The sequence below is a fragment of the Bordetella flabilis genome (assembly GCF_001676725.1).
In the GTDB taxonomy this organism is placed as follows: domain Bacteria; phylum Pseudomonadota; class Gammaproteobacteria; order Burkholderiales; family Burkholderiaceae_B; genus Bordetella_C; species Bordetella_C flabilis.
In genome coordinates this window covers 5,576,584-5,602,465 of record NZ_CP016172.1, presented here as the reverse complement: position 1 = coordinate 5,602,465, position 25,882 = coordinate 5,576,584, and the positions used below count along the sequence as shown (strand labels likewise).

The following is a 25,882-nucleotide window of genomic DNA, read 5'->3' as shown; positions in this document are numbered from 1 at the left end:
CGGTCTCCTTCACAATGCCGGCGGTTCGGCGGCGGGCGGCAGGTCCAGGGTGATGCCAGCTTCGGCCAGGGTGGCCTCGCTGTAGCCCAGGCGCTCCACCAGGATTTCGCGGTTGTGCTGGCCCAGCCGGGGACCGGGATGGCGTATCGCGCCCGGCGATGCGGACAGCTTGCCCACGACATCCTGCATGCGCAGGTCGCAACCGAGCTCCTCGTCGAAAACGGCGCGGATGTTTTCGCGGCTCCGGATGTGCGGGTCGGCCATGATCTGCGCCACGTCATTGACAGGGGACATCGTGCAGCGGCGCTCCTCCGACCGGGCCAGCAACTCCGCCAGGCCGAAGCGCGACACCGCGGCCTGGATGGCGTCGTCCAGGGCCTGCACGTTGCGCAGCCGCTGCCGGTTGTCCGAAAAGCGCGGGTCCCGGACCAGGTCGGGAATGCCCAGGGTTTCGCAGATATTGATGAACGCCGACTGGGCGCTGCCGCCTATGGTCACCCATTTGCCATCGCGCGTGCGGTAGGTGTTGCGAGGCGCCGTGAAAGGCAGTCGGCTGCCGGCGCGCTGCTGCACGATACCGAGCTGGTCGTAATTGACGACGTGCGGCCCGATAAGGGTGAGCAGGGTCTCGTAGATGGCCAGGTCGACGTACTGGCCGCGCCCGCTGCGCCGCCTTTCGTTCAGGGCCACCAGGGCCAGGAACGCCGCCATCAGTCCCGTGGTGGAGTCGGCCAGCCCGAAGCCCGGCAGCAGCGGCGCGTCGTCCGGGTAGCCGCTGATATGCGCATAGCCGGCATAGGCCTCGGCCAGCGTGCCGAAGCCGGGGCGATCGCTGTACGGCCCGGTCTGCCCATAGCCCGTGATGCGCATCATGACCAGGCCGGGATTGACCGCGCGCAGCGTCTCGTACCCGATGCCCCACTTCTCCAGGGTGCCCGTGCGGTAGTTCTCGACAACCAGGTCGACGTCGGCGGCGAGGCGCTTGACCGCTTCCACGCCCAAGGGGGTGCGCAAGTCCAGCGTGACGGATTTCTTGCCGCGATTGAGCACCTTGTAGTACAGCCCCACGCCGTTGCGGTTTTCGCCCCAGTAACGGACTTCGTCGCCCTTGCCGGGCTGCTCGACCTTGAGGACGTCGGCGCCGAAGTCCGCCATGAACATCGTGCTCATGGGTGCTGCGAGGAAGTTGGAAAGCTCGAGCACCTTGACGCCGGATAGCGCCCCTTCCATGACATGTGGCGCCGCCATGGTGTCTCCTTATGTGCGTTTGTACGTACATTAGGCCGGCACACGGTCGTCGTCAAGCCTCGATAAGCAGCGGGGCCTTCCAGTGCGCGGCGCGCGCCGTCCAGCGCGCAGCCGGGCCCTCGGACCGTTGATCGTTCGGTATAGTCCGTGCTGCCGCAGCGCGGCACAGCCGCCGGCCGCCAAGGCCGTGCGCGCCTTGCCGCTGAAAAAACAAGGGATCTCGCACATGCCAAACACGATCGACGCGATCGCGACGCTGCTATTCGCCATCGCCGTTCTGCACACCTTTTCAGTTCCGCTCTTCGCGCGCATGGCGCACCGCAATGGGCCACATGCCGGCGTGTGGCACATGCTCGCGGAGGTCGAAGCCGTCTTCGGCGTATGGGCGTTCGTGCTGATCGTCTGCATGGCGTTACTGGGCGGTACTGAGGCGGCGATCGGCTATATGGACACGCGCAATTTCACCGAGCCGCTGTTCGTTTTCGTCATCATGGTGGTGGCCGGCAGCCGTCCCATCCTGGAATTCGTCGATGCGGTGGTGCGCCTGCTGGCGCGCGTGCTGCCGATACGCAACGAATTGAGCACCTATCTGGTGGTGCTGTCCATCGTTCCCTTGGCGGGCTCCTTCATCACCGAGCCCGCGGCGATGACGCTGGCCGCCATCCTGCTGCGCGACGCCTATTTCCGCGAGGGCGGCCGCGCCGGGTTCAAGTACCTGACGCTGGGCGTGCTCTTCGTCAACGTGTCGATAGGGGGGGTGCTGACCTCGTACGCGGCCCCGCCCGTGCTGATGGTGGCTTCCACCTTCGGCTGGGACGCGGCGCACATGGCGACGCACTTCGGCTGGCGCGCGGCGATCGCGGTGTTCATCAACGCGGGCGTACTGACCTTCGTCTGCCGCAAGGCGCTGCTGGAGGGCGGGAATCCGGCGACGCGCGACAACGATGGCCGGCCGGACGTGCCCGTCGTGGTGATGCTCGTTCATCTGGTTTTCCTGGTCGGCGTGGTGCTGAGCGCCCACCATCCGGCGATCTTCCTGAGCCTCATGATGATGTTCATCGGCTACACGGAAGCGTACAAGCGCCACCAGAGCCGCCTGATGATCAAAGAAGGCCTGATGGTGGGCTTCTTCCTGGCGGGGTTGGTGGTACTGGGCGGACTGCAGCAATGGTGGCTGCAAAGCCTGCTCGGCGGTTTGTCGCCGACGGTGCTCTTCTGGGGCGCGACCGCGCTGACCGCCATTACGGACAATGCGGCGCTGACCTACCTGGGTTCGCTGGTGCAGGGCACGGACGAGGTCTGGCGCTACATGCTGGTGGCCGGGGCCGTCACCGGCGGGGGCCTTACGGTGATCGCCAACGCGCCGAACCCGGCGGGCTTCGCCATCCTGAAGAACTATTTTCCGGACGGCAGCATCTCGGCCGGCCGGCTGTTCCTGTCCGCCTTGTTCCCCACGCTGGTGGCCGCGGGGATGTTCCTGCTGCCGGTGTAGCGGCGCGCCGCGCCCGCCAAGCGGCTGGCACGGCACCGTGAACCGTCGCCACGGGGTTTCGGCGGAGCGCCCATGCTCGCCGCCCCCCCGGGAAAAACCCGCTAAAATTCAAGACTTTCCCGTATTTTTGCCGGCCCCGTCCCTGTCGCCTCGTCCCTGTACGGCGGCGCCCGTGGCGGGTTCTTTCGCGCCGGCGGCCCAGGGAGTGGATTCATGCCTATCTATGCTTACAAGTGCAGCACGTGCGGCCATGCCAAGGACGTGCTCCAGAAGATTTCCGACGCGCCGCTGACCGACTGCCCCGAGTGCGGGGCCAGCACCTTTTCCAAGCAGGTCACCGCGGCCGGCTTCCAGTTGAAGGGCTCCGGCTGGTATGTCACCGATTTCCGCAACAACGGAAGCGGCGGCGCTAACGGCGCCAAGAGCGGCGGCAAGGAAGAGGGCACGGCGCCGGCCACGGGCGAAGCTGCCGGCAGCGGCGACGGCGCCGCGGCCAAGGGCGGCGACGCCAAATCGTCTGGCGCGGCCGCGACGCCCGCGGCGGCGCCCGCACCGGCCGCCCCGGCTTCTTCGACGCCCTCGGCGTCCTGATCCAGCGCCATGGCGATGCGCATATTCAAGAAATACTTCATCACCGGCCTCCTGATCTGGGTGCCGCTGGTCATCACCATATGGGTGCTGGGCGTTCTCATCGCCACGCTGGAGGGCTTTGTCCCGGGTTTCCTGTCGGCGCAGTCCCTGCTCGGCATCGACATCCCGGGTTTCCGCTTCCTGCTGGTTATCCTGGTGGTGCTTCTGACGGGTGTCTTCGCCGCCAACCTGCTCGGGCGCACCCTGCTGGAACAGTGGGAAAAGCTGCTCGGGCGCATCCCCCTGGTGCGTTCCATCTACAACTCGGTCAAGCAGGTCAGCGACACCGTGCTGGCGCCGGACGGCCAGGCCTTCCGCCAGGCTGTGCTGGTGCAGTATCCGAGGCAAGGGTCCTGGACCATCGCCTTTCTGACCGGCACGCCCAGCGGCGAGGTGGCCGGCCACCTGCCGCCAGACCATGTCAGTGTGTATGTGCCGACCACGCCCAACCCGACTTCGGGCTTCTTCCTGATGATGCCGCGCGCGGAAGTCATCGAACTGCAGATGAGCGTCGACGCCGCATTGCGCTACGTCGTCTCCATGGGCGTAGTGGCGCCGCCGCCGGGACCGACGGCGCCGCCCGTGCGTCCGGCCGGAATTCCCACGGCGCCGGGTGTCCGGCTGCCGCCAGGAGATGCTCCCTGAATACCGACGGGGCGGGCCGGGCGGCCCGCTCCTTGATCCCTAATCGCGACGCTTTACGTAGCGCCTCAACAAAGTAAGAAACGGAGTCATCCCGCATGCGTACCTGCTACACCGGCCAGGTTTGCCGTGACCACCTCGGTCAGACCGTTACCCTGTTCGGCTGGGTAAACCGCCGCCGCGACCATGGCGGGGTCATCTTCATCGACCTGCGCGATCGCGCCGGCCTGGCGCAGATCGTATTCGACCCTGACAACGCGGCCTTCGCCACCGCGGAACGCCTGCGCAACGAGTTCTGCATTCGTGTGACCGGGCTGGTCCGCCTGCGCCCCGAAGGGACGGCGAACGCCGATCTCGCGTCGGGCGAGGTCGAAGTGCTGTGCAAGGAAGTCGAGATCCTGAACCCGTCCGTCACGCCGCCGTTCCAGCTGGATGACGACAATCTTTCCGAAACCACCCGCCTGACGCACCGCGTGCTGGACCTGCGCCGGCCGCAGATGCAGCGCAACCTGATGCTGCGCTATCGCGTCTCCATCGAGGTGCGCAAGTTCCTGGATACGCTGGGCTTCATCGACATCGAAACGCCGATGCTGACCAAGAGCACGCCCGAAGGCGCGCGCGACTACCTGGTGCCGTCGCGGGTGAACGCGGGGCAGTTCTTCGCCTTGCCGCAATCGCCGCAGTTGTTCAAGCAGATGCTGATGGTGTCCGGCTTCGACCGCTACTACCAGATCACCAAATGCTTCCGCGACGAAGACCTGCGCGCCGATCGCCAGCCCGAGTTCACCCAGATCGACTGCGAGACCTCCTTCCTGAACGAAGTCGAGATCCGCGAAATATTCGAAAGCATGATTCGCCACGTCTTCAAGGTGGTGCAGAACGTCGACCTGCCGGCGCCATTCCCGTCCATGACGTGGACCGAAGCCATGCGCCGTTATGGCTCGGACAAGCCGGACCTGCGCGTGTCGCTGGAGTTCACCGACATCAGCGATATCATGCGCGATGTCGACTTCAAGGTCTTCGCCAGCGCGGCCGCCACGCCGGGCAGCCGTGTCGTGGCGCTGCGCGTGCCGGGCGGCGGCGCGCTGTCGCGCAGCGAAATCGACACCTATACGCAGTTCGTCGCCATCTACGGCGCCAAGGGCCTGGCCTGGATCAAGGTCAACGAAGCCGCCAAGGGCCGCGACGGCCTGCAATCGCCCATCGTCAAGAACATCCATGACGCGGCGCTGGCGGAACTGCTCAAGCGCACCGGCGCGCAGGATGGCGACATCATCTTCTTCGGCGCCGATCGCGAAAAGGTCGTCAACGACGCCATCGGCGCGCTGCGCGTCAAGATCGGCCACAGCGAGTTCGGCAAGCAGAGCGGCCTGTTCACCGCCGGCTGGCGGCCGCTGTGGGTGGTCGACTTCCCCATGTTCGAATACGACGAGGAAGAAGGGCGCTATACCGCCGCGCACCATCCCTTCACCAGCCCGAAGGACGGCCACGAAGACTTCCTGGAAACCGATCCCAGCAAGGCTTTCGCCAAGGCCTACGATATGGTGCTGAACGGCTGGGAGATCGGCGGCGGCTCCGTGCGTATCCACCGCGAGGAAGTGCAGAGCAAGGTTTTCCGCGCGCTGAAGATCAACGCCGAGGAAGCCCGCCAGAAGTTCGGCTTCCTGCTGGACGCGCTGCAATACGGCGCCCCGCCGCACGGCGGCATTGCCTTCGGCCTGGACCGCATCGTCACCATGATGACCGGCGCGGAATCCATCCGCGACGTCATCGCGTTCCCGAAGACGCAGCGTGCGCAGGACTTGCTTACGCAGGCGCCTTCGCCCGTGGACGAAAAGCAGTTGCGGGAATTGCACATCCGCCTGCGCGCCGCCGAAGTGAAGTAGCGCGCGCCAGGCTGCCGCCATGTCCTTGCTGCGCGTCGTCAGCTACAACATCCACAAGGGTCGTTCCGCGCTCGGTGCGCGGGACTCCCTCAAGGAGTTGCGTCTGGGCCTGTACGGGCTGCGGCCCGACCTGGTCTTCCTGCAGGAAGTGCAGGGACGCAACGAAAGCCGCAACGTGCTGGACGCGCAGCACATGTCGCTGGCCGCGGCGCTGCACATGGAGATGTGCTACGGCCGCAATGCCGTCCGCGACCACACCGACCACGGCAATGCGCTGCTGTCGCGCTATCCCATCGTCGACCACGAGAACCAGGATATTTCGGATCACCGGCTGGAACAGCGTGGCCTGCTGCATGCCACCGTCGGCGTGGCTGACCGCGAGGTGCATTGCTTCGTGGTGCACCTGGGCCTGTTCGCCGGCAGCCGCATGCGGCAAATCCAGGCGCTGGTGGACCGGATCGACCGCATGGTGCCGCCCGGCGCGCCCATCCTGATCGCCGGGGACTTCAATGATTGGAGCGACCGGCTCGCGCCGCTGTTCGTGCAGCGGCTCGGCGTGTATGAAGTCTTCTCCCATGCGCCCAAGCTGGTGGGCGGCGAGGGGCCGCGCCTGCGCGAGTCGATGCGCCGCCTCAGCAACGTGCTGCGCGGCGTACCGAACAGCCTGGCCATGCTGGAACGGAACAACCAGTTGACCATGCAGGGCAATTACCGCGTCGCGCCGCCCCCGCGGACGTTCCCCGCCGTGTTCCCCTGGTTCCGCCTGGATCGCATCTACCAGCGCGGTTTCGCCGTGCGCAGCGCGCGCGTACTGCGCGGGCGTGCCTGGTCCAAGCTGTCGGACCATGCTCCCCTGCTCGCGGAACTGGAATTGCCGTGACCCCGCGTCGGCCGCTGGGACTGCACTGGGCGGAAGGAAATGACGTCCGCCTGTTGAAGAACGGCGCCGAATTCTTTCCGGCGCTGTGCCATGCCATCGACACGGCGATGGCGTCGGTCCACCTGGAGACCTACATCTTCACGCTGGACCGCACGGCGCAGCGCGTGCTGGACGCCCTGGCCCGCGCCAGCGCGCGCGGCGTCAAGGTGCGCGTGGTCATCGATGGATTCGGCAGCCAGGAACATTGCGAAGAGGTCCGGCAGCGCATCATCGCGGCGGGCGGCCAGTGCCGCGTCTTTCGTCCCGAACCGCGCTGGCTGCGGCGCCTGCTGTTCTCGCGCAGCCGCCTGCGCCGCCTGCACCGCAAGGTCGCGGTGGTCGATGGCCGCGTGGCGTTCGTGGGCGGTATCAATATCGTCGACGACTACGACGATCTGAACGCCGGTGACGACATACCGGCGAACCCGCGCTTCGACTTCGCCGTCGAGGCCAAGGGTCCGCTCGTGGCCTACGCGGTGCATGCGCAGGAGCTCTTGTGGATCAGGCTGAACCGGCGCGCCGTGGCGCGCAACGATAGGGCGGACGAGCGCCGCCGCCTGCGCCGTCCGTACTTTCCGCCACTCGCCGAGCCGCCCGGCAAGCTGCGCGCCGCCCTGGTGCTGCGCGACAACCTGCGGTGGCGGCAGACCTTCGAGCGGGCCTATCTGTACGGCATTGCCCGTGCGCAGAACGAAATCCTGATCGCCAACGCCTACTTCTTCCCCGGCCTGCGCTTTCGCCGGGCCCTCAAGCGCGCCGTCGCGCGCGGGGTGCGGGTGCGGCTGCTGTTGCAGGGCAAGGTGGAGTATCGCCTGCAGTACTACGCCACCCATGCGCTGTACGCCGACCTGCTGAAGGCCGGCATCGAGATCTACGAGTACATGCCCAGCTACCTGCATGCCAAGGTGGCGGTCATCGACGACGTCGCCACCGTCGGTTCGTCCAACCTCGATCCTTTCAGCCTGCTGCTGGCGCGCGAAGCCAATGTCGTCGTGGATGACCCCGGGTTCGCATCGTACCTGCGCCACAAGCTGGAAGAGGAAATCGCGCGCGGCGGCCGGCTGGTGCGCTCCGCGGATCATCATCGCCGCGGCTGGCCGCGACGCTTCGTGGATAACGCCTCCTACACCCTGTTGCGTCTGGCAGTGGCGCTGACCGGCCAATCGAGGCAGTATTGATGCGACGGCAAGGAGACGGCGGCGATGACTACACCGATACAAAGCGGCGAGCGATCCACCCGGGGGAGTGACGCGTCCCCCGCTGCGGGACAGGTGGGCGACACCGCACGCATCCGCCGCATCGCGGTGCTGGGCGCGGGCGTGATGGGGGCGCAGATCGCCGCCCACTGCGTCAATGCCGGAGTGCCCGTGGTGCTGTTCGACCTGCCGGCCGACGAGTCCGATCGCAGCGCCACCGCGCGCAAGGCCATTGCGGGCCTCGGCCGCCTGAACCCGGCGCCGCTGGCCGCGCCGGAACTGGCGGCCCATATCCGGCCGGCGAACTACGAGGAACACCTGGACCTGCTGCGCGATTGCGACCTCGTCGTCGAGGCCATCGCGGAGCGCCTGGATTGGAAGCAGAACCTCTACCGGCGCATCGTGCCCGCGCTGGCCCCGCATGCCACGCTGGCCACCAATACCTCGGGGTTGTCCATCGACTCGCTGGCCGCCACCTTGCCCGACGCCGTGCGGCCGCGCTTTTGCGGCGTGCACTTTTTCAACCCGCCGCGGTATATGCCGCTGGTCGAGCTTATTCCTGCCGAGCAGACCGACGCCGGCCTGCTCGACCGGCTGGAGACCTTCCTGGTCTCGGACCTGGGCAAGCGCGTGGTGCGCGCCAAGGACACGCCCAACTTCATCGGCAATCGCATCGGCGTCTTCGGCATCCTGGCCGCCATGATCGAAGCCGAAAAAGCCGGCCTGACCTACGACGTGGTCGACCAGCTCACCGGCGAACGCCTGGGCCGCGCCAAATCCGGCACCTTCCGCACGGCGGATGTGGTGGGCCTGGACACCCTGGCCCACGTGGTGCGCACCATGCAGGACGGCCTGCCCGGCGACCCCTTCCGCGCGGCCTTCGCCACGCCACCGGTGCTGGCGGCGCTGCTGGAGCAAGGCGCACTGGGCCAGAAGACCGGCGCTGGCTTCTATCGCAAGGAAGGCAAGGCCATCCTGCGCCTGGATCCGCAGCGCCGCGAGTATGTTGCGGCCGACGGCCCGCTGGACGAGTCCACGGCGGCCGCCCTGGCGGAACGCGACCCGGCGCGCCGGCTGCGCGCGCTGCGCGAATCGACCCAGCCGCAGGGCCGCTTCCTGTGGGCGCTGCTGCGGGACACCTTCCACTACGCCGCCGTGCACCTGGCGGATATCGCCGAAACCGCGCGCGACGTCGACTTCGCCATGCGCTGGGGCTTCGGGCATGCGCAGGGGCCCTTCGAAGTCTGGCAGTCGGCGGGATGGCTGACCGTGGCCGAATGGATACAGGAGGACATCGCGGCCGGGCATGCCCTGGCATCGGAACCTTTGCCCGATTGGGTCATGCAGGGTCCGGTGGCGCAGGCGGGCGGTGTCCATACCGGTGCCGGTTCCTGGAACCCGCGCGCCGGTGAATTCCAGCCACGGCGCGCGCTGCCGGTGTACCGGCGCCAACTGGCCCCGCCGCGCCTGGCCGGCGAGCCGCGCGACCCCATCGGGCGCACGGTGTTCGAGGACGACGCCATCCGGCTGTGGACGCCGCCGGACGGCGCCCGCGACGACATCCTGATGGCCTCGTTCAAGACCAAGATGCGCACCATCAACCCTGCCGTGACGCGCGGGCTGCTGCACGCGGTGGAGCTGGCCGAAGCGCGCTATCGCGGACTGGTCGTGTGGCAGGGCGGGCCGCCTTTTTCGGCCGGGGCCGACCTGCAAGCCATGCTGCCCGCCTATATGCAGGGCGGCGTCGCGGCCATCGAACCCATGGAACGCGAACTGCAACGCGTCGCGCAGCGCTTCCGCGCCGCCCAGGTGCCGACGGTCGTCGCCATCGCCGGCCTGGCGCTGGGCGGCGGCTGCGAAATCTCCGTGCATGCCGCGGCCCGCGTGGCGCACCTGGAGAGCTACGTCGGCCTGGTCGAAGTCGGCGTGGGGCTGGTGCCCGGCGCCGGCGGCCTGGCCTATTGCGCCCGCCGCGCGGCCGAACAGCGCGCAATGACGGCGCCCGACCAGCCCTTGTTGCCCTTCCTGCAGAAATTCGCCGAAGCGGTCGCCACGGCCAAGGTTTCACGCTCCGCGCTGGAAGCGCGGCAGATCGGCTATCTGCGGGAAAGCGACCCCATCGTCATGCAGGAAGACGAACTGCTTTACGTTGCCATCCAGCATGCGGGCGCGCTGGCCGATGCCGGGTGGCGACCGCCCTTGCCGGCGCCTTTCCCGGTGGCCGGTCGCGACGGCGCGGCGACCTTGACCGCGCAACTGGTCAACCTGCGCGACGGCGGTTTCATCTCCGCCCACGATTACGAGCTGGGCCGCAGCGTGGCCGAGGTGATATGCGGCGGCGATGTCGATCCGGGCACGCTGGTCGACGAGGAGTGGATGCTGGCGCAGGAGCGGCGCGCCTTCCTGCGGCTGCTCGCCAATCCCAAGACCCATGAACGCATCATGGGCATGCTGAAGACCGGCAAGCCGGTGCGCAACTGAGGCCCATTCCGGATGGCCTGTCCATTTCCTCTCGCGCCGGCTCTTCCCGGAACTGAAGGCGCGCGGCGTGGCGCTCACACGCTTGCCGGGCGCCAACGTGGATCCTATGCAATCGTCGGACGGCAACGTCCCGGAGTCTCGCCATGAGCCGTATCCTGCAAGACGCCTACATCGTCGCGGCCACGCGATCGCCGGTCGGCAGGGCGCCCAAGGGCGCCCTGCGCCATACGCGTCCGGACGAGTTGCTGGCCCATATCCTGCGCGCCGCCCTGGCGCAGGTCCCGACGCTGGACCCGGCCGCGATCGACGATGCCATCATCGGCTGCGCGCGCCCGGAAGGCTCACAAGGCCTGAATGTCGCGCGCATCGCCGTGCTGCTCGCGGACCTGCCCGCCAGCGTGGCGGGCATCACCGTCAACCGCTTCTGCGCCTCCGGCCTGAGCGCCATCGCCATGGCCGCCGACCGCATCCGCGTCGGCGGGGCCGATGTCGTCATCGCCGGCGGCACGGAATCGCTCAGCCAGGTCCCCATGATGGGCCATGCCCCATCCTTCTCCCCGCAGGTTTTCGCCAATGACGAGGATATCGGCATTGCCTATGGCATGGGCCTGACGGCGGAGCGCGTGGCCCAGCAATGGAAAGTCTCGCGGGAAGCGCAGGATGCATTCGCCCTCCAATCGCACCAACGCGCCATCGCGGCCCAGGATGCCGGGGAGTTCGCCGACGAAATCACGCCGGTGCCGCTGCTCGGCCGCCAGCCCAACCCGCAATCGCTGGACGTCGATACGGTGCGCCGCGATTTCAGCCAGGACGAGGGGCCGCGGCGTGACACCTCGGCCGACGCGCTGGCGCGCCTGAAGCCGGTGTTCGCGGCGCGCGGCAGCGTCACGGCGGGCAACAGCTCACAAACCTCCGATGGCGCGGGCGCGCTGATCCTGGCTTCGGAGCGCGCCGTGCGCGACCATGGGCTGACGCCGCTGGCGCGTTTCGTCTCGTTCTCCGTGCGCGGCGTGCCGCCGGAGATCATGGGCATCGGGCCCAAGGAAGCCATACCCGCGGTGCTGCGGCAGGCGGGATTGCAGCTGCGGGACATCGACTGGATAGAGCTGAACGAAGCCTTCGCCGCGCAATCGCTTGCCGTCATCGGCGATCTGGGCCTGGATCCGGCGCGTGTGAACCCGCTGGGCGGCGCCATCGCGTTGGGGCATCCCTTGGGAGCGACCGGCGCCATCCGCGCCGCCACCGTGGTACATGCCCTGCGGCGCCGGCAGCTTCGCTATGGGATGGTGACGATGTGCGTGGGGACCGGCATGGGCGCGGCGGGGATCTTCGAGCGGCTGTAGGATCGTCCCAGGCGCCGGGAGGTTCCGGTCCCCCGCGAAGGCCCGTCCTGGCGTAACCGCGGCGGTGGTTGACCGCGCGGCGCCGCCGATGCGTCGCCCCCGCGCCTCGCAATAGACGTCACCGTGACGAGGGCGCCTTGCCCTGCGGCTTTACGCACGCACCGCGCGCGGGCGTTCGATCAAGCCCAGCGACAGCGCTGTACCGAGCAGTATGATGGGCGAACCCAGCAGGATATTGGTGGTCACGGCCTCGTCCAGCAGCAGCGCGCCCCAGAACACCCCGAACACCGGCACCAGGAACGTCACGCTCATCGCCCGCGTCGGCCCTACGCTGGCGAGCAGGCGGAAAAAGATGATGTAGGCGATGCCCGTGCATACCAGCGCCAGCAGCACCGTTGCCGTCCACGCTTGAAGCGACACCGGCTCGGACGGCCAGGTCCAGATGGCGAAGGGGAGGAGCAGCACGGATGCGCTGATCATGCTGCCCGCGGCGTTGCTCAGGGCATCCACCCCGACCAGATAGCGCTTGGTGCAATTGGCCGATATGCCGTAGCACAGGGGCGCCAGCAGCGCCGCGACCACGGCCGGCCCGGTGCCGCCTTCACTGAAATCGAACTTGTCCCAGGCCAGCACCACGATACCGGCAAAGCCGATCGCCAGCCCCAGCACGCGGCTACCCGGCAGCCGGTCGCGCAGCCACAGCCAGCCGATCACCGCGCCCCACATCGGCGCACAGGCATTGGAAATGGACAGGAAGCCCGCACCCAGCCCTTGCGCCGCATAGCCGTAGAGCAGGAAAGGCAGGGCCGCGTTGAACGTGCCGACCAGCAGGATGGCCTTCCAGTGCCGGCCCAGGACCGGTAACCCTGCGCGCCACAACACCACTGGCAACAGCGCCAGGGCCGCCAATCCGACACGCAGCGCCATCAGGGGTGCAGGGCCGAATTCCGGCACCGCGATCCGCATGAACAGGAAGGAACCGCCCCAGACGGCGGCCAGAATCAGCAGATCGATCAGGTCACGGCGGCGCATGGACAAGCAAGCCTATGCTGCGAAGGGATGCAGCATACACCGGCGGCGAGGCCGCGCGGCACTCCGGTTCTTGCGCCGGCGGGTAACAAGCGCGACGCGATTTTCGGGTCAGGTGAAGAAGGCGTGGTAGCCCACGAAAACCAATACCAGCACCATGACCACGGCCCAGGACCAGGGCGAATTGCGCAGCCCATGGGGCTCCGGCGCCGCCGGGGGAGGCGGGGGAGCCAGGCGGGGTTGCGTCGCCATGTGATCGATGAAGGACGCGAAGAATTTCTCCACGATCTTCTGCCCCGCCTTCAGCAGCGCCGCATCGCCGATCTCCCCCAGCTTGCCGCCGGCCATCGCCGCCAGCGTGTAGGAGAGCCGCGTTCCGTCATCCTTGGGCATCAGGTTCACCTGTGCCGTCCCGATCGCCAGTCCGGCGGCGTTCCCCTTGCCTTCGAAGACCAGGGTACAGCCGTGCGGCGGGTTCACGTCCGAGAGGAGGACTTCCCCCTGGTAGTCGGCCGCCAGTCCCGCCACCTTGGCGCGCACGGTGAAGGCGTACTCCGTCGGGGACCGGCATTCCACGTCGACACAGCCGGGGATGCATTTGCGCAGCACAGCGCAGTCGGTCAAGGCGTCCCAGGTCTGATGCTGGGTCGAAGGTATCCACTGAGCATCCGAAAAGCGCATGGCTGTCTCCTTGATGGCCTTCAGATAGGACCTTTTGAAGCCATTGTGGACCTGATTACAACGAATGGCTACTGGGGGAAATCGACGGGTAGGTACCGGTTTGCAACTGACAAATGGTTGACGGCCGCGGGGCGCAGACCTGGGACATTTGCGCGCTCGCCGGGTGATGGCCCGGTAAGCGGCCGCCCAGGATGGCGCGGCACTGTAGCGTGGCGCCGTGTAGCAGGCCAGGGCGGGTGGAATCCTCCCGAGGCGGACTGCCGTGGCGGGGCTTGCCGCTGGATCTACGCCTCAGCCGAACCGGCATCCTTCTGAAGTCGGACGATTTCCATGGCCGCCGTGCTGGCTCATCCACCATGACGCTTATATCCGGGCTCAGGAATTTGTTTTATATCAGTGACATACGGTAAGTTACGTTGCGGGAAAGGACTGTAGGAAAAGCGCTAAAATCGCCATGCCATCAAGTGGGGTAGCGATGAGCTGCGCGCCGGATCCGTCCCGCCGCATCGCCTGAGTTATGCGTAGCCGACCCTCGATAAACCGGAAAAGAAGAGTCCCAGGGTAGGTCCAACCTATATGCTTTACGTGTCCATCGCCTTTATCGCGTCGACCATATTTACGCTATTGACGCTTCGATATGGGCATTTGCACGCGCGTTATACGTCCGACACGGATATGACGGGTGTGCAGAAATACCACGTACGTCCCGTGCCGCGCGTCGGCGGCATCGCGCTGGTCGTTGGGATGCTGTTCGTGTGCGGCGCGGCGGCGTGGCGCGAGCCCGGGCTGCTGAAGTCCCTGCTGCTGCTGCTGCTGGCCAGCACGCCGGCCTTCCTGGGAGGCCTGGCGGAGGATCTCTCCAAGCGCGTGCGCGCCAGCGTGCGCCTGCTGCTGGCCATGCTGGCGGGGGCCCTGGGTTATTACCTGCTGGGCGCGGCGGTCGTACGCCTGGACATCGTCGGCGTGGACTGGCTGTTGCAGTTCTGGGTGATATCGCTGGTCTGTACCATGATCGCCGTCGGCGGCGCAGCCAACGCCATTAATATCATTGACGGGTATAACGGGCTGGCGGCAGTCGTTTCGGTGATGATCCTGGCGGGGATGGCTTACGTTTCCTATTACCTTGGCGACCGCCTGCTGCTGGTCGCGGCGGTGGGCATGATGGGGGCAATAGGCGGATTTTTGATCTGGAACTACCCTCGCGGGCTGATCTTCCTGGGGGATGGCGGCGCTTATTTCATTGGTTTCATGATCGGCGAGCTTTCGGTGCTGATGTTGTTCCGTCACCCGAATGTCTCCGCCTGGTTCCCCTTGCTGCTCTGTATTTATCCGGTTTTCGAGACCCTGTTTTCGATTTATCGGAAGCGTTGGCTGCGCGGTCGGTCGCCGGGGATGCCGGACGGGGTGCATTTGCATATGCTGGTCTATAAACGGCTGGTGCGGTGGGCGATTGGGTCCAGCCTGGCCAGGCATAAAACACAGCGCAACGCGATGACGTCGCCGTATTTGTGGGTGCTGTCGTCGCTGGCGGTGATACCGGCTGTGCTGTTCTGGCAGTATGAATATGTACTGATGGGGTTTGTCGCGCTGTTCTCCATCGTTTACCTGGCCTTGTATCGCACGCTGGTGCGATTCGCCTCGCCGAGGTGGCTGATGGTCAAGAAAGAGGCGGATGGCGATTGAGCACGAGCGTTCTTGATATGCCCGTTCAGGCCGATTCCGTCCATCCTGCCTCCGGAGATCACCCGGCCAGGGCATCGACTCACGTCGCTATCCTGCTGTGTTCGTACAACGGCGCCCGATTCATTCGCGAACAACTCGATTCCATCCAGGCGCAGTCGCATGGAGACTGGAAAGTCTGGGTGTCCGACGATGGTTCCAATGACGGCACGCTGGATATCCTGTCCGAATATCGCCGCACGTGGGGCCCGGATCGCCTGGGAGTTCTGCGCGGACCATCGCGCGGCTTCGCGCCGAATTTTCTGTCTTTGGTCTGCCGCCCGGAGATTTCGGCGGACTATTTTTCCTATGCCGACCAAGATGATGTGTGGGAGCCGCGCAAACTAGAGCGTGCTATCGACGCGCTGCGGATAGCCGGGTCGGATGGCCCCGCGTTGTATTGCACGCGCACCACGCTGGTCGACGAAGGGGGCGCGCCGCTGGGGCTTTCACCTCTCTTTACACAAAAGCCAGACTTTCGGAACGCGCTTGTGCAAAATGTGGGAGGCGGCAATACCATGGTGTTCAACGCCTCCGCCCGGCGCCTGTTGCTTGCCGCCGGACCCAATCTGGAGGTGGTCGCTCATGACTGGTGGACTTATCTGGCGATCAGTGCCGCCGGGGGGCGCATCATCTATGATCCTCGGCCCTCGCTGTTGTATCGTCAGCATGGCGGCAACCTGATCGGTTCCAACCAGGGGCTGGGCGCCAGACTGACGCGCCTTCATCTGCTCATGCGCGGACAACTGCGGCGGTGGATTGACGCCAATGTGGCCGGATTAAGGCGCATCCTTGCCGAACTGCCGGTGGAGCAGCGGCAGATATTCCTGGAATTTGACGCATCGCGACACGGTGGTATCGTTCGCCGCCTTGTCGGATTGAAGCGGTCTGGCGTATATCGACAAACGCTGGGCGGCAATCTCGGTCTAATTGTGGCCGCTTTTTTTAAGAAACTATAGCTATGACGATCTTGGTAACGGGCGGCGCCGGTTTCATTGGCGGGAATTATGTGCTGGATTGGTTTGCGCAGACCGACGAGCCGTTGGTTAACGTCGACAAACTGACATATGCCGGAAATCTCGAGACGCTCGCTTCGGTGGCGGAACGGCCGGGGTATACCTTCGTCAAAGCCGATATTGGCGATAGGGTCGTCATTTCGCGACTTCTGCGCGAACACAAAGTGCGCGCCGTGGTCAATTTCGCCGCGGAGTCCCACGTCGACCGTTCGATAGAAGGGCCCGGCGAATTCATTCAGACGAATGTAGTGGGCACGTTCAATCTGCTGGAAAGCGTACGGGGATACTGGGCCGACATGCCGGAAGCGGAGAAGTCGGCGTTTCGTTTCCTGCACGTCTCGACGGACGAAGTCTACGGGACGCTGGCGGCCGACGATCCGCCTTTCAGCGAAACGAATCCCTACGAGCCGAACAGCCCTTACTCGGCCAGCAAGGCGGCGTCGGATCACCTAGTGCGCGCGTGGCACCATACGTACGGACTGCCCGTGCTGACCACCAACTGCAGCAACAATTACGGGCCGTACCATTTTCCGGAAAAGCTGATTCCGCTGGTTATCTTGAACGCGGTCCACGGCAAGCCTCTGCCCATATATGGCGACGGCCAGCAGATACGCGACTGGCTGTACGTGAAGGATCACTGTTCGGCCATCCGTACCGTGCTCGCCGCGGGCAAGCTCGGAGAAACCTATAACGTGGGCGGCTGGAACGAAAAGCCGAACCTCGAAGTGGTCAAGACGATCTGCGCCATCCTGGACGAATTGAAGCCGCGTGCCGACGGTCGGCCCTATGCCGAACAGATCACGTTCGTGCGCGACCGGCCCGGCCATGACCGTCGCTACGCCATCGATGCCCGCAAGATCGAGCGCGACCTCGGTTGGAAGCCCGCGGAAACCTTCGAGTCCGGTATCCGCAAGACCGTCGCCTGGTACCTGGACAATACGGATTGGACGTCCAACGTACAAAGCGGCGCCTATCAACAGTGGCTGGACAAGAACTACGCGAGCCGGGACCAGTGAAAATACTCCTACTCGGCAAGAACGGCCAGGTCGGTTGGGAATTGCAACGCGCATTGGTCCCGCTGGGCGAGGTCATCGCCATCGGCAGGGAGGGTGACAACGGCCTATGTGGTGATCTGGCGGATGCCGCCGGCATCTCGGCAACGGTGAAGCATGTGGGGCCCGATGTCATTGTCAATGCGGCCGCCTATACCGCCGTCGACAAGGCAGAAAGCGAGCCGGATGCGGCCCACGCCATCAACGTCGCAGGACCGCGCGTATTGGCCGGTGCGGCGGCGGAGGCCAACGCACTGCTGGTCCATTATTCGACCGACTATGTCTTCGATGGCAGCGGTACGCGACCTTGGCGGGAAGGCGATGTGCCGCACCCCTTGAGCGTCTACGGCCGGACGAAGCTGGAGGGCGAGCAAGCCATCCTGCGATCCGGGTGCGCGCACCTGATCTTTCGTACGAGCTGGGTATATGGAGCGCGCGGAGGCAACTTCGCCAAGACAATGCTGCGCCTGGGACGCGAGCGCGACAGCTTGTCGGTGATCCAGGACCAGGTCGGCGCGCCGACCGGAGCCGACCTGATCGCGGACGTGACGGCCCATGCCATCGCGCACGCACGCCAGGCGAAGGGCCTGAGCGGCATCTATCATCTGGTAGCCCGTGGCGAAACGTCCTGGCATGCCTACGCCACATTCGTCCTGCAGTGGGCGGCGGATGCCGGCGTGGAACTCAAAGTGAGGCCGGATCAGATCACGCCCATTCCGTCCTCCGCGTATAAGATCGCGGCTCAGCGCCCATTGAACTCCCGGCTCGACACATCGCTGCTGGAGCAGTCCTTCGGCTTGTTCCTCCCTCCTTGGCAGGACGGCGTCGCTCGCATGCTTACCGAAATTCTGGAAAAGTGACTTCAACCATGCAACGTCAACGAAAAGGCATCATCCTGGCAGGGGGCTCGGGTACCCGGCTATACCCGGTGACCAAGGCCGTATCCAAGCAATTGCTGCCAATCTACGACAAGCCGATGATCTACTATCCGCTGGCGACGCTGATGCTGGCCGGGATACGGGATATCCTGATCATATCCACGCCACAGGACACGCCGCGGTTCGAGCAACTGCTCGGCGACGGCAGTGAATGGGGAATCAACCTGCAGTATGCGGTCCAGCCCAGTCCGGACGGGCTGGCGCAGGCCTTCATTATCGGCAAGGACTTTCTGAACGGTTCACCGTCCACGCTGGTGCTGGGCGACAATATCTTCTACGGGCATGATCTTCACGTGCAGCTCGAGCGGGCAATGGGAAAAACGTCGGGTGCGACGGTTTTCGCATATCACGTCCACGACCCCGAACGTTACGGCGTGGTTGCCTTCGACTCGCAGGGCCGCGCCACGTCCCTGGAAGAAAAGCCGAAGCAGCCGAAGTCCAGCTATGCCGTGACCGGCTTGTATTTCTACGACGAACAGATCGTCGATATCGCCGCCAGTCTGCGCCCTTCGCCGCGCGGGGAACTGGAAATCACCGATGCGAATCGCATTTACCTGGAGCGCGGGGAGTTGTCCGTCGAGATCATGGGTCGCGGCTATGCCTGGCTTGACACCGGCACGCACGAAAGCCTGATCGAGGCCAGTAATTTCATCGAAACCATCGAGCACCGCCAAGGACTGAAGGTGGCGTGTCCCGAGGAAATAGCCTACCGCAAGGGGTTCATTGACGCTGAGCAGGTGCAAAGACTGGCGGCTCCTCTGTCGAAGAACGGGTACGGGCAATACTTGCTTCGCATGCTTAAAGATGAGGTTCGATCGTGAAAGCAATTCCCACCGCAGTTCCGGAAGTAATCGTCATAGAACCCAAGGTCTTCGGTGACAATCGGGGGTTTTTCTTCGAAAGTTTCAACCGCCGCCAATTCGCAGATGCAGTCGGTCGCGACGTGGATTTCGTTCAAGACAACCATTCCCGTTCGATACGTGGCGTGTTGCGTGGGATTCACTACCAGATTCATCAACCGCAGGGCAAGCTGGTGCGCGTCGTTTCCGGTGCGGTCTATGACGTCGCCGTGGACTTGCGCAAATCCTCGGCGACCTACGGTCAGTATGTCGGTGAAGTACTCAGCGCTGAAAACAAACGGATGCTCTGGGTGCCCGAGGGTTTCGGCCACGCATTCCTGGTCCTGACCGAGAGTGCGGAATTCCTGTACAAGACCAGCGATTACTACGCGCCTGAGGCGGAGCGCTGCATCGCTTGGGACGACCCCACGCTCGCCATCGAGTGGCCACGCGGCATTACGCCCGTTCTTTCCGAGAAGGACAAGAGGGGCGTGCGCTTGTGCGATGCGGAGCTGTTCGCATGACCCGTGTAGTCCAGAGTGCCGCCTATGCGCGGCTCGTTACTCGTTCGCAGAGAAAAGTTAGGTGATGGGAGCGCACACGGTCTCAGTTATCATTCCAACCAAGAACCCGGGTAGTGGCTTTGTATCGGTTCTTGCGTCGGTCTGCGAACAGAAGACCGGATTTCCATACGAGGTGTTAGTCGTTGATTCCGGCTCCACCGACGGTACGATCGAACATGTACAGCAGTTAGGAGACCACCGCGTACGCTTGCACCGGATTGCGCCTCACGAGTTTGGGCATGGTAGGACTCGCAATCTTGGCATCAGTTTATGCGACGGTACCTACGCGGCGTTTTTGACGCATGATGCCCGACCGGCACGAGACGACTGGCTGGCCACGCTGGTCGCAATCGCCGAGATGGATGCGAGTGTTGCCGGCGTGTTCGGGCGCCATTTGGCTAATCCAGACGCTAATCCGTTCACCGTCCGTGATTTGATCTCGCATTTCGAGCAGTTCGAGCATGATCCCGTACACCAGTTGCAAGATCATGCCGTCTATGCACGGAGCGTTGCGTGCCGCCGTCGACTCCGCTTCTTTTCAGACAACAACGCCTTAGTGCGCCGTGCGGCGTGGGAACGCATACCTTATCCGGACGTGGAATTTGCAGAGGACCAGTTGTGGGCGCAGCAGGTAATCGAAGGGGGATGGAAGATTGCCTATGCGCACAATGCATGTGTCTATCACTCCCATGACTATGGTTTCCGCGAGCGCTTGCGCCGCAGTTTTGACGAAGCTTATGCCGTGCATGAGTTATTCGGCGATCAGTTGCTTCGCTCGGCTGGGCACGCGTTTTACTTCTACGCTCATCGTACGCTGGCTGACTTCGCCTATGCGCGCCGACAGAACCTCTGCCGCTCCAACGCCGTTGCTGTGAGAAAAATGCCGTTAGACAACTTGATGCGCGCCTGCGGATATTACCTTGGCGGACGCGGAAAATTGTTGCCTCGTTCTGTGCGTAACTGGTTGTCCTTAGATCGGCGGCTGCTGCTCGGCTTGGATAATCGCATGTCTGGAGCTGCGGACCGTGGGCGTATATAAGGTCATGTGGCGGATTCGGGCGGCAGCACGTTACGGGCGCGAGCACGGCGTGATCGCGTTAGTGCGTCGTTCGCTTTTGGCGGTGCGACGTTCCGAAGGGCTGACACGGCGGAGACCGTTAGAGGGTCTTAGCTTCTTACAACAACGTCATGTCGGGACGCCGCCAAGGCCGGGCGAGGTCGCGCCGGAAAGCGTGAACTGGTTCATCCCGCTCGTTGGCCGGGGTTCGGGCGGCCACTTGAACATCTTTCGCTTCATCCACATGCTGGAGCAGGAAGGATACGATTGTCGAATCGTAATCGCGGACCGGGCACCCTATATGACGGCCGACGATGTACGGGCCGAGATTCAAGCATGGTTCATGCCGCTGCGTGCGGCGGTCTACATGAGCCCCGACGAGGCTCCGGCCGCTGCGATCTCTATCGCGACGGGGTGGCAGACCGCGTACTACCTTCGGGCGTTCCATCGGACGTTATACAAATGCTATTTCGTGCAGGATTACGAGCCTTGGTTCTATGCAGCCGGCGACGTGGCGAGCTTAGCGGAAGATACATATCGCTTCGGCTTCATCGGTATCACAGCGGGATACTGGTTGGCGGACAAACTGCGGCATGACTTCGCCATGGAGACACATCCCGTCGGATTCTCCTGCGACCGGAGGCTATATCGTCCGACTTCGTCGAGTGCCGACAAAGTGGCCGGGCCTAAGCGGATATTTTTCTATGCGAGGCCTGCCACGCCTCGGCGTGGCTTTGCCCTCGGCGTGGCGGTGCTCGCCGAGGTCGTGCGCCGCCTTCCCCAAACCATCGTGGTTTTCGCTGGCAGCGATCTGGCCGCATACGAGATTCCATTTCCTCATGAAAACAAGGGTGTGATGGATGTTCAAGATTTGCCGCACGTCTATGGCCAGTGCGATGCGGCTTTGGTACTGTCGTTCTCTAATGTCTCGCTATTGCCCCTTGAATTGATGGCCTGCGGCATACCGGTGGTGAGCAACCGCGCACCGCAAACCGAATGGCTTCTAAACGACTCGAATGCTAAGCTGGCCCGGCCCAATGTAGATGATTTGGCCAACGCCATTTGTACTGTCCTGACGGACGCCGGGGAGGCGAAGCGGCTCTCGGTAGGCGGGCGAGCCGCCGCCGAGGCGACTGATTGGGAATTAGAGGGCCGCCGCATGAGTAGCTATCTGCGCGCCCTTACTCGGAAACGGTGAACCAATGATCCACTATATTCGAGGAGTGAAGCGAGCGGTATCGTCCGCCGCGCAAGGTCGCGGTCTTATGACGGCCGCCGGAAAGTTACTGAGTATCTATCGTAGAGAGGGCATGGGAGGGATCACGCGGCGCTTAGCGTTGTACTGCCGGCGCAGCGTGACGCGTAAAACCAATCGCCCGCATGTTAGGCGTGATTTTGCGTTGTGCATACCGTTCAACTATCCAGTGGAGCGGCCAGCCGGAATTAAGGCCGCCGCGATCATCCATATCTATTATGTCGACTTGGCCTCTGAGATACTAAGCTATCTGCAGAATGTGCCGGGCCAACTGGATGTCTACATTTCAACGGTTTCACCATTAGCTCGCGACGTGGTCAGGACGGTGTTCGCTGTCTATACCAAGGGGAGTGTAGACATTCGCGTATTTGAAAATCGGGGGCGGGACATCGCCGCGAAGTTGGTTGGCTTCAGAGATGTTTATGCTAGCTACGATTACATATTGAGCTTGCACACTAAGAAATCGCCGCATGGTGGCCATGAACTTGCGCGCTGGCGCAACTATCTTTACGAGAACCTGCTGGGTTCACCGGAGATCGTGGCGTCGATTTTCAGCATAATGCACAAGCAAAACGTTGGGATGGTGTTTCCTCAGCATTTTTATTTTTTGCAAGACATCTTGGAGTGGGGTGAGTCGTTTGACCAATTCTACGAGGTGGCGCAACGAATGGGGATACAGATAGACCATAAGACGGTGCTGGAATGTCCTAGTGGGTCGATGTTTTGGTGCCGCGGCGACGCACTGCGACCCATCTTGGACCTGAATCTGCAGGTGGGCGATTTCCAAAAAGAGGCGGGTCAGATCGACGGCACCCTTGCCCACGCCATCGAGCGCGCATTCTTGTTTGCAGTCGAGAAGCAGGGCTATCGATGGGCCAAGGTGGTGAAAAGCGACCTGTATCCACTGCCGTCAACTGTGCTGCCTATCAATGATCCTTCCGACTTACCCGACAGGCTGCGGCGGGTCTATCGACCGCTGTTGCATTCCCGTTCGCACATTCTGCAATCGTGATCGGGCGAACTCGGTTCCGTGTTAACCGGTAATTTATGGACTGATTCATACATGCAGGCATTTCCTACCACTCCGCGTGCGATGTACACCGGTTTTTGCATAAACCGTGCGCTTATCATGGTGTTGATTAAGCGCGAGGTATTAGGTCGATACCGGGGCTCTATCATGGGTGTACTCTGGTCATTTTTCAACCCAATGTGCATGCTGGCTGTGTATACCTTCGTGTTCGCCTACGTCTTTAAGGCTCGTTGGGGTACTACAGAAGGGTCGCGCGCTGAGTTTGCTTTGATCCTTTTCGCAGGGCTGATTGTGTTCAATTTCTTCGCCGAGTGTGTGACCCGCGCGCCCGGCTTGGTCCTCGCCAATGCCAATTATGTGAAACGTGTCATCTTCCCGCTCGAGGTCCTGGCATGGTCCAATGCAGGCGCGGCCCTCTTCCATGCCGGTGTGAGTCTGCTTGTGTGGATTATTTTCTATTGCATCGGGTGGGGGATACCGCACTGGACTATCGTTCTGTTGCCCGTGGTGGTACTGCCCCTGGGAATGATTTCAATGGGGTTCTCGTGGTTTCTCGCGTCACTTGGCGTCTATCTGCGTGACGTGTCCCAAATCATGGGGCTGGTGACCACCATACTGATGTTCATGTCGCCGATTTTCTATCCAAGCACCGCGTTGCCCGAGCGGTTCCGTTCAGTGTTTCTACTTAACCCCTTGACGCCGGCGGTGGAGCAGGCGCGAGAAGTTCTTATCTTCGGCAGATTGCCTGATTGGACGGTGCTTGGGGTGTATTTGATCGTAGGAATTGTAGTTATGTGTCTAGGTTTCGCGTGGTTCCAGAAGACGCGCAGGGGATTCGCTGATGTCGTTTGAAATAGCGATCAAAGTAGACAATTTGAGCAAGTGCTATCAAATCTACGATAAGCCGCGCGATAGGCTCATGCAGATGTTGGCTCGGGGTCGCAAGCGTTACTTTCGCGAATTCTGGGCACTCAGAGATGTGTCGTTCGAAATTCGTCGTGGGCAGACTGTTGGCATAATCGGGCGTAACGGCAGTGGCAAGTCGACCTTGCTACAGATGATTTGCGGCACCCTGGCCCAGAGCAGTGGCTCAATCGTCGTTAACGGCAGGGTTGCCGCTCTGCTCGAATTGGGGTCTGGATTCAATCCCGAATTCACGGGCTCCGAAAATGTCTATATGAACGCTGCTCTGCTCGGTCTGACCCGTGAGCAGATCGACGCGCGATATGACAGGATTGTAGAGTTTGCCGATATCGGGCAGTTTATCGATCAACCCGTCAAGACATACTCCAGTGGCATGATCGTCCGGTTGGCCTTCGCCGTCATTGCACACGTAGACGCCGATATTCTCGTAATCGACGAGGCCCTCGCAGTCGGAGATGCGTTCTTCGTGCAGAAATGCATGCGCTTCCTGCGGACTTTCATGGAGAAAGGCACAGTGCTATTCGTGAGCCACGATACCGGCGCAGTGTTGAACCTGTGCCAGCATGCCGTATGGTTAGGTGCCGGCGAAATGCGCGCGCAAGGGGAGCCCAAGGACGTGGCGGCTGCCTATCTCAAGGATCTGTACGAATCTCTTCAAGGCGGCGATGCCGCTGTGGATGACAGTTCAAGTCCGAAAGCCCCGTCAGGGCCGGCGGCCCGCCGTGACATGCGGGAGGATTTTATCAACGCCTCGCCTTACCGAAACGACATCGAACTGTTTGAGTTCCGACCAGAGTCGGACCAGTTTGGCAAACGCGGCGCGCTTATTGAGGGTGTACGGTTGCTGGATAGCGCAAGTCGGCCGCTTGCGTGGGCGGTGGGCGGCGAAGAGGTCATCCTCTCGATAAGCTGCAAGGCCATGCAGATGCTAGCAGGCGTCATCGTAGGCTTTCAAGTAAAGGACCGCCTCGGTCAAGTGGTTTTCGCTGACAACACCTACTTGACGTACGCGAAGGAGCCTCGCGTTTACGAAGCTGGGGAAGTCTTTGATGCGGCATTTCACTTTGCCATGCCATTGCTACCGACGGGAGACTACGTCATCGGCGCGGCCATCGCAGAGGGCACTCAGGCGGACCACGTGCAACATCATTGGCTGCACGATGCGTTGGCGTTTCGCGTGCACGCATCTCGCATATGTTTCGGTATATTCGGCGTTCCGATGAGTCGGATCAGTATCGAGAGCAGACAATGACGATTAAGTGCACGGTATGCGGCTCAACTGAGCTCGGCTATCAAGATGTTCTGTGGGATCGCTTGGTTCGAGACTGGCAGCTTGCGCCCGAAGAGGAGGCATACCTCAATCGCCAGCAGGGCCTGCACTGCATTGCGTGTGGGAACAACCTGCGTTCCATGGCATTAGCGGACGCTATAACGGATGCCTATGGCTACCAAGGCACGCTGGCAGCGTTTGTCCTGACGCCCGTCGCCAACCGGCTACGCGTGCTAGAGATCAACGAGGCCGGCAACCTCACGCCGATTTTGTCCCAGATGGAACAGCATCAGTTGGTCTCATATCCAGCCGTCGATATCCAGGACTTGCCCTTTTCGGAAGAAGCGTTTGACATCGTGCTTCACTCGGATACGCTGGAGCACGTACCCAACCCCATTGCGGGATTGGCCGAATGTCGCCGGGTTCTGGCGCCGGGTGGCCGCTGTATTTTCACCGTGCCGGTGGTGGTCGGACGGATGTCCCGGTCCCGTGAGGGGCTGAACCTCAGCTTTCACGGGTCCGAGCAGGAAAACCGCGAGGGCCTGGCGGTTCGCACCGAATTCGGCGCGGACGTCTGGGCGTACGTGCTGCGGGCCGGCTTTCGGTCGGTGAAAATTCACGCGCTGGAGTATCCCGCAGGTACAGCCCTCGAGGCAATTCGATAATCCAATG

The 25,882-nt window shown here is 63.2% G+C and carries 23 protein-coding genes; 20 read left to right on the top strand and 3 right to left on the bottom strand.

Annotated features, from left to right (window positions below):
- Window positions 1–9 precede the first annotated feature (9 nt).
- Window positions 10–1,248, bottom strand: a complete 1,239-nt coding sequence (locus tag BAU07_RS24970; protein WP_084025982.1) for a CaiB/BaiF CoA transferase family protein — start codon at window positions 1,246–1,248, stop codon at window positions 10–12.
- A 226-nt stretch (window positions 1,249–1,474) separates the two neighbouring features.
- Here BAU07_RS24970 and BAU07_RS24965 point away from each other — a divergent pair, with 226 nt between their 5' ends.
- The 8 genes from BAU07_RS24965 to BAU07_RS24930 all read left to right on the top strand — a co-directional run bounded on the left by BAU07_RS24965 (window position 1,475) and on the right by BAU07_RS24930 (window position 11,837).
- Entirely contained in the window at window positions 1,475–2,740 is a 1,266-nt protein-coding gene (locus BAU07_RS24965; RefSeq protein ID WP_066663878.1) for a putative Na+/H+ antiporter, read from the top strand.
- 213 nt (window positions 2,741–2,953) lie between these two features.
- On the top strand, window positions 2,954–3,331 hold the full coding sequence (locus BAU07_RS24960; RefSeq protein ID WP_066663877.1) for an FmdB family zinc ribbon protein: 378 nt from the start codon (window positions 2,954–2,956) through the stop codon (window positions 3,329–3,331).
- A 15-nt stretch (window positions 3,332–3,346) separates the two neighbouring features.
- Complete coding sequence (locus BAU07_RS24955) at window positions 3,347–4,015, top strand: DUF502 domain-containing protein (RefSeq protein WP_198168949.1); 669 nt, start codon at window positions 3,347–3,349, stop codon at window positions 4,013–4,015.
- Between the two features lie 95 nt (window positions 4,016–4,110).
- Window positions 4,111–5,898: an aspartate--tRNA ligase gene (gene aspS, locus BAU07_RS24950; RefSeq protein ID WP_066663875.1), complete on the top strand. Its 1,788-nt coding sequence runs from the start codon at window positions 4,111–4,113 to the stop codon at window positions 5,896–5,898.
- 19 nt (window positions 5,899–5,917) lie between these two features.
- On the top strand, window positions 5,918–6,778 hold the full coding sequence (locus BAU07_RS24945; RefSeq protein WP_066663872.1) for an endonuclease/exonuclease/phosphatase family protein: 861 nt from the start codon (window positions 5,918–5,920) through the stop codon (window positions 6,776–6,778).
- Window positions 6,775–7,995 carry a cardiolipin synthase ClsB gene (clsB, locus tag BAU07_RS24940; protein WP_066663869.1) on the top strand — a complete coding sequence of 407 codons (1,221 nt, stop codon included), beginning with the start codon at window positions 6,775–6,777 and terminating at the stop codon, window positions 7,993–7,995. Before BAU07_RS24945 ends, clsB begins: the two co-directional genes overlap by 4 nt.
- A gap of 144 nt (window positions 7,996–8,139) precedes the next feature.
- The gene (locus BAU07_RS24935; RefSeq protein ID WP_066665715.1) at window positions 8,140–10,494 is read left to right on the top strand and encodes a 3-hydroxyacyl-CoA dehydrogenase/enoyl-CoA hydratase family protein; all 2,355 of its coding nucleotides are present in this window, start codon (window positions 8,140–8,142) and stop codon (window positions 10,492–10,494) included.
- Between the two features lie 143 nt (window positions 10,495–10,637).
- On the top strand, window positions 10,638–11,837 hold the full coding sequence (locus BAU07_RS24930) for an acetyl-CoA C-acyltransferase (RefSeq protein WP_066663867.1): 1,200 nt from the start codon (window positions 10,638–10,640) through the stop codon (window positions 11,835–11,837).
- A 150-nt stretch (window positions 11,838–11,987) separates the two neighbouring features.
- Here BAU07_RS24930 and BAU07_RS24925 read toward each other — a convergent pair whose 3' ends face one another.
- Window positions 11,988–12,869, bottom strand: a complete 882-nt coding sequence (locus BAU07_RS24925) for a DMT family transporter (protein WP_066663864.1) — start codon at window positions 12,867–12,869, stop codon at window positions 11,988–11,990.
- A gap of 108 nt (window positions 12,870–12,977) precedes the next feature.
- Window positions 12,978–13,547 (bottom strand): SRPBCC family protein, encoded by a 570-nt coding sequence (locus BAU07_RS24920; RefSeq protein WP_066663856.1) that lies wholly within the window; start codon window positions 13,545–13,547, stop codon window positions 12,978–12,980.
- Between the two features lie 576 nt (window positions 13,548–14,123).
- On the opposite strand from BAU07_RS24920, the gene BAU07_RS24915 reads away from it, so the two are divergent.
- The 12 genes from BAU07_RS24915 to BAU07_RS24860 all read left to right on the top strand — a co-directional run bounded on the left by BAU07_RS24915 (window position 14,124) and on the right by BAU07_RS24860 (window position 25,875).
- The gene (locus BAU07_RS24915; RefSeq protein ID WP_066663849.1) at window positions 14,124–15,230 is read left to right on the top strand and encodes an MraY family glycosyltransferase; all 1,107 of its coding nucleotides are present in this window, start codon (window positions 14,124–14,126) and stop codon (window positions 15,228–15,230) included.
- Window positions 15,227–16,225: a glycosyltransferase family 2 protein gene (locus BAU07_RS24910; protein ID WP_232338204.1), complete on the top strand. Its 999-nt coding sequence runs from the start codon at window positions 15,227–15,229 to the stop codon at window positions 16,223–16,225. Before BAU07_RS24915 ends, BAU07_RS24910 begins: the two co-directional genes overlap by 4 nt.
- Window positions 16,226–16,227: 2 nt before the next feature.
- Window positions 16,228–17,298: a dTDP-glucose 4,6-dehydratase gene (gene rfbB / locus BAU07_RS24905; protein ID WP_066663847.1), complete on the top strand. Its 1,071-nt coding sequence runs from the start codon at window positions 16,228–16,230 to the stop codon at window positions 17,296–17,298.
- On the top strand, window positions 17,295–18,194 hold the full coding sequence (rfbD, locus tag BAU07_RS24900) for a dTDP-4-dehydrorhamnose reductase (protein WP_066663845.1): 900 nt from the start codon (window positions 17,295–17,297) through the stop codon (window positions 18,192–18,194). Before rfbB ends, rfbD begins: the two co-directional genes overlap by 4 nt.
- Before the next feature lie 8 nt (window positions 18,195–18,202).
- Window positions 18,203–19,093 carry a glucose-1-phosphate thymidylyltransferase RfbA gene (rfbA, locus tag BAU07_RS24895; RefSeq protein ID WP_066663843.1) on the top strand — a complete coding sequence of 297 codons (891 nt, stop codon included), beginning with the start codon at window positions 18,203–18,205 and terminating at the stop codon, window positions 19,091–19,093.
- Window positions 19,090–19,635, top strand: coding sequence for a dTDP-4-dehydrorhamnose 3,5-epimerase (gene rfbC / locus BAU07_RS24890; protein ID WP_066663842.1), 546 nt, complete (start codon window positions 19,090–19,092; stop codon window positions 19,633–19,635). Before rfbA ends, rfbC begins: the two co-directional genes overlap by 4 nt.
- Before the next feature lie 64 nt (window positions 19,636–19,699).
- Entirely contained in the window at window positions 19,700–20,713 is a 1,014-nt protein-coding gene (locus BAU07_RS26985; RefSeq protein ID WP_084025979.1) for a glycosyltransferase family 2 protein, read from the top strand.
- A 193-nt stretch (window positions 20,714–20,906) separates the two neighbouring features.
- A complete protein-coding gene (locus tag BAU07_RS24880) occupies window positions 20,907–21,929 on the top strand; it encodes a glycosyltransferase family 4 protein (RefSeq protein WP_232338203.1) in 1,023 nt (340 codons plus the stop codon).
- A gap of 4 nt (window positions 21,930–21,933) precedes the next feature.
- Entirely contained in the window at window positions 21,934–22,998 is a 1,065-nt protein-coding gene (locus BAU07_RS24875) for a rhamnan synthesis F family protein (protein ID WP_084025978.1), read from the top strand.
- A 51-nt stretch (window positions 22,999–23,049) separates the two neighbouring features.
- Complete coding sequence (locus BAU07_RS24870; RefSeq protein ID WP_066663833.1) at window positions 23,050–23,868, top strand: ABC transporter permease; 819 nt, start codon at window positions 23,050–23,052, stop codon at window positions 23,866–23,868.
- The gene (locus BAU07_RS24865; RefSeq protein ID WP_066663830.1) at window positions 23,858–25,192 is read left to right on the top strand and encodes an ABC transporter ATP-binding protein; all 1,335 of its coding nucleotides are present in this window, start codon (window positions 23,858–23,860) and stop codon (window positions 25,190–25,192) included. The genes BAU07_RS24870 and BAU07_RS24865 overlap by 11 nt, the downstream gene beginning before the upstream one ends.
- Window positions 25,189–25,875, top strand: a complete 687-nt coding sequence (locus tag BAU07_RS24860) for a class I SAM-dependent methyltransferase (protein ID WP_066663827.1) — start codon at window positions 25,189–25,191, stop codon at window positions 25,873–25,875. Before BAU07_RS24865 ends, BAU07_RS24860 begins: the two co-directional genes overlap by 4 nt.
- Window positions 25,876–25,882: the final 7 nt, after the last annotated feature.

Coding starts and splice junctions, on each gene's coding strand:
- BAU07_RS24970 (WP_084025982.1), bottom strand. CDS start 1,248: ATGGCGGCGCCACATGTCATGGAAGGGGCGCTATCCGGCGTCAAGGTG.
- BAU07_RS24965 (WP_066663878.1), top strand. CDS start 1,475: ATGCCAAACACGATCGACGCGATCGCGACGCTGCTATTCGCCATCGCC.
- BAU07_RS24960 (WP_066663877.1), top strand. CDS start 2,954: ATGCCTATCTATGCTTACAAGTGCAGCACGTGCGGCCATGCCAAGGAC.
- BAU07_RS24955 (WP_198168949.1), top strand. CDS start 3,347: ATGCGCATATTCAAGAAATACTTCATCACCGGCCTCCTGATCTGGGTG.
- aspS (WP_066663875.1), top strand. CDS start 4,111: ATGCGTACCTGCTACACCGGCCAGGTTTGCCGTGACCACCTCGGTCAG.
- BAU07_RS24945 (WP_066663872.1), top strand. CDS start 5,918: ATGTCCTTGCTGCGCGTCGTCAGCTACAACATCCACAAGGGTCGTTCC.
- BAU07_RS24935 (WP_066665715.1), top strand. CDS start 8,140: ATGGGGGCGCAGATCGCCGCCCACTGCGTCAATGCCGGAGTGCCCGTG.
- BAU07_RS24930 (WP_066663867.1), top strand. CDS start 10,638: ATGAGCCGTATCCTGCAAGACGCCTACATCGTCGCGGCCACGCGATCG.
- BAU07_RS24925 (WP_066663864.1), bottom strand. CDS start 12,869: ATGCGCCGCCGTGACCTGATCGATCTGCTGATTCTGGCCGCCGTCTGG.
- BAU07_RS24920 (WP_066663856.1), bottom strand. CDS start 13,547: ATGCGCTTTTCGGATGCTCAGTGGATACCTTCGACCCAGCATCAGACC.
- BAU07_RS24915 (WP_066663849.1), top strand. CDS start 14,124: ATGCTTTACGTGTCCATCGCCTTTATCGCGTCGACCATATTTACGCTA.
- rfbB (WP_066663847.1), top strand. CDS start 16,228: ATGACGATCTTGGTAACGGGCGGCGCCGGTTTCATTGGCGGGAATTAT.
- rfbA (WP_066663843.1), top strand. CDS start 18,203: ATGCAACGTCAACGAAAAGGCATCATCCTGGCAGGGGGCTCGGGTACC.
- BAU07_RS26985 (WP_084025979.1), top strand. CDS start 19,700: ATGGGAGCGCACACGGTCTCAGTTATCATTCCAACCAAGAACCCGGGT.
- BAU07_RS24875 (WP_084025978.1), top strand. CDS start 21,934: ATGATCCACTATATTCGAGGAGTGAAGCGAGCGGTATCGTCCGCCGCG.
- BAU07_RS24870 (WP_066663833.1), top strand. CDS start 23,050: ATGCAGGCATTTCCTACCACTCCGCGTGCGATGTACACCGGTTTTTGC.
- BAU07_RS24865 (WP_066663830.1), top strand. CDS start 23,858: ATGTCGTTTGAAATAGCGATCAAAGTAGACAATTTGAGCAAGTGCTAT.
- BAU07_RS24860 (WP_066663827.1), top strand. CDS start 25,189: ATGACGATTAAGTGCACGGTATGCGGCTCAACTGAGCTCGGCTATCAA.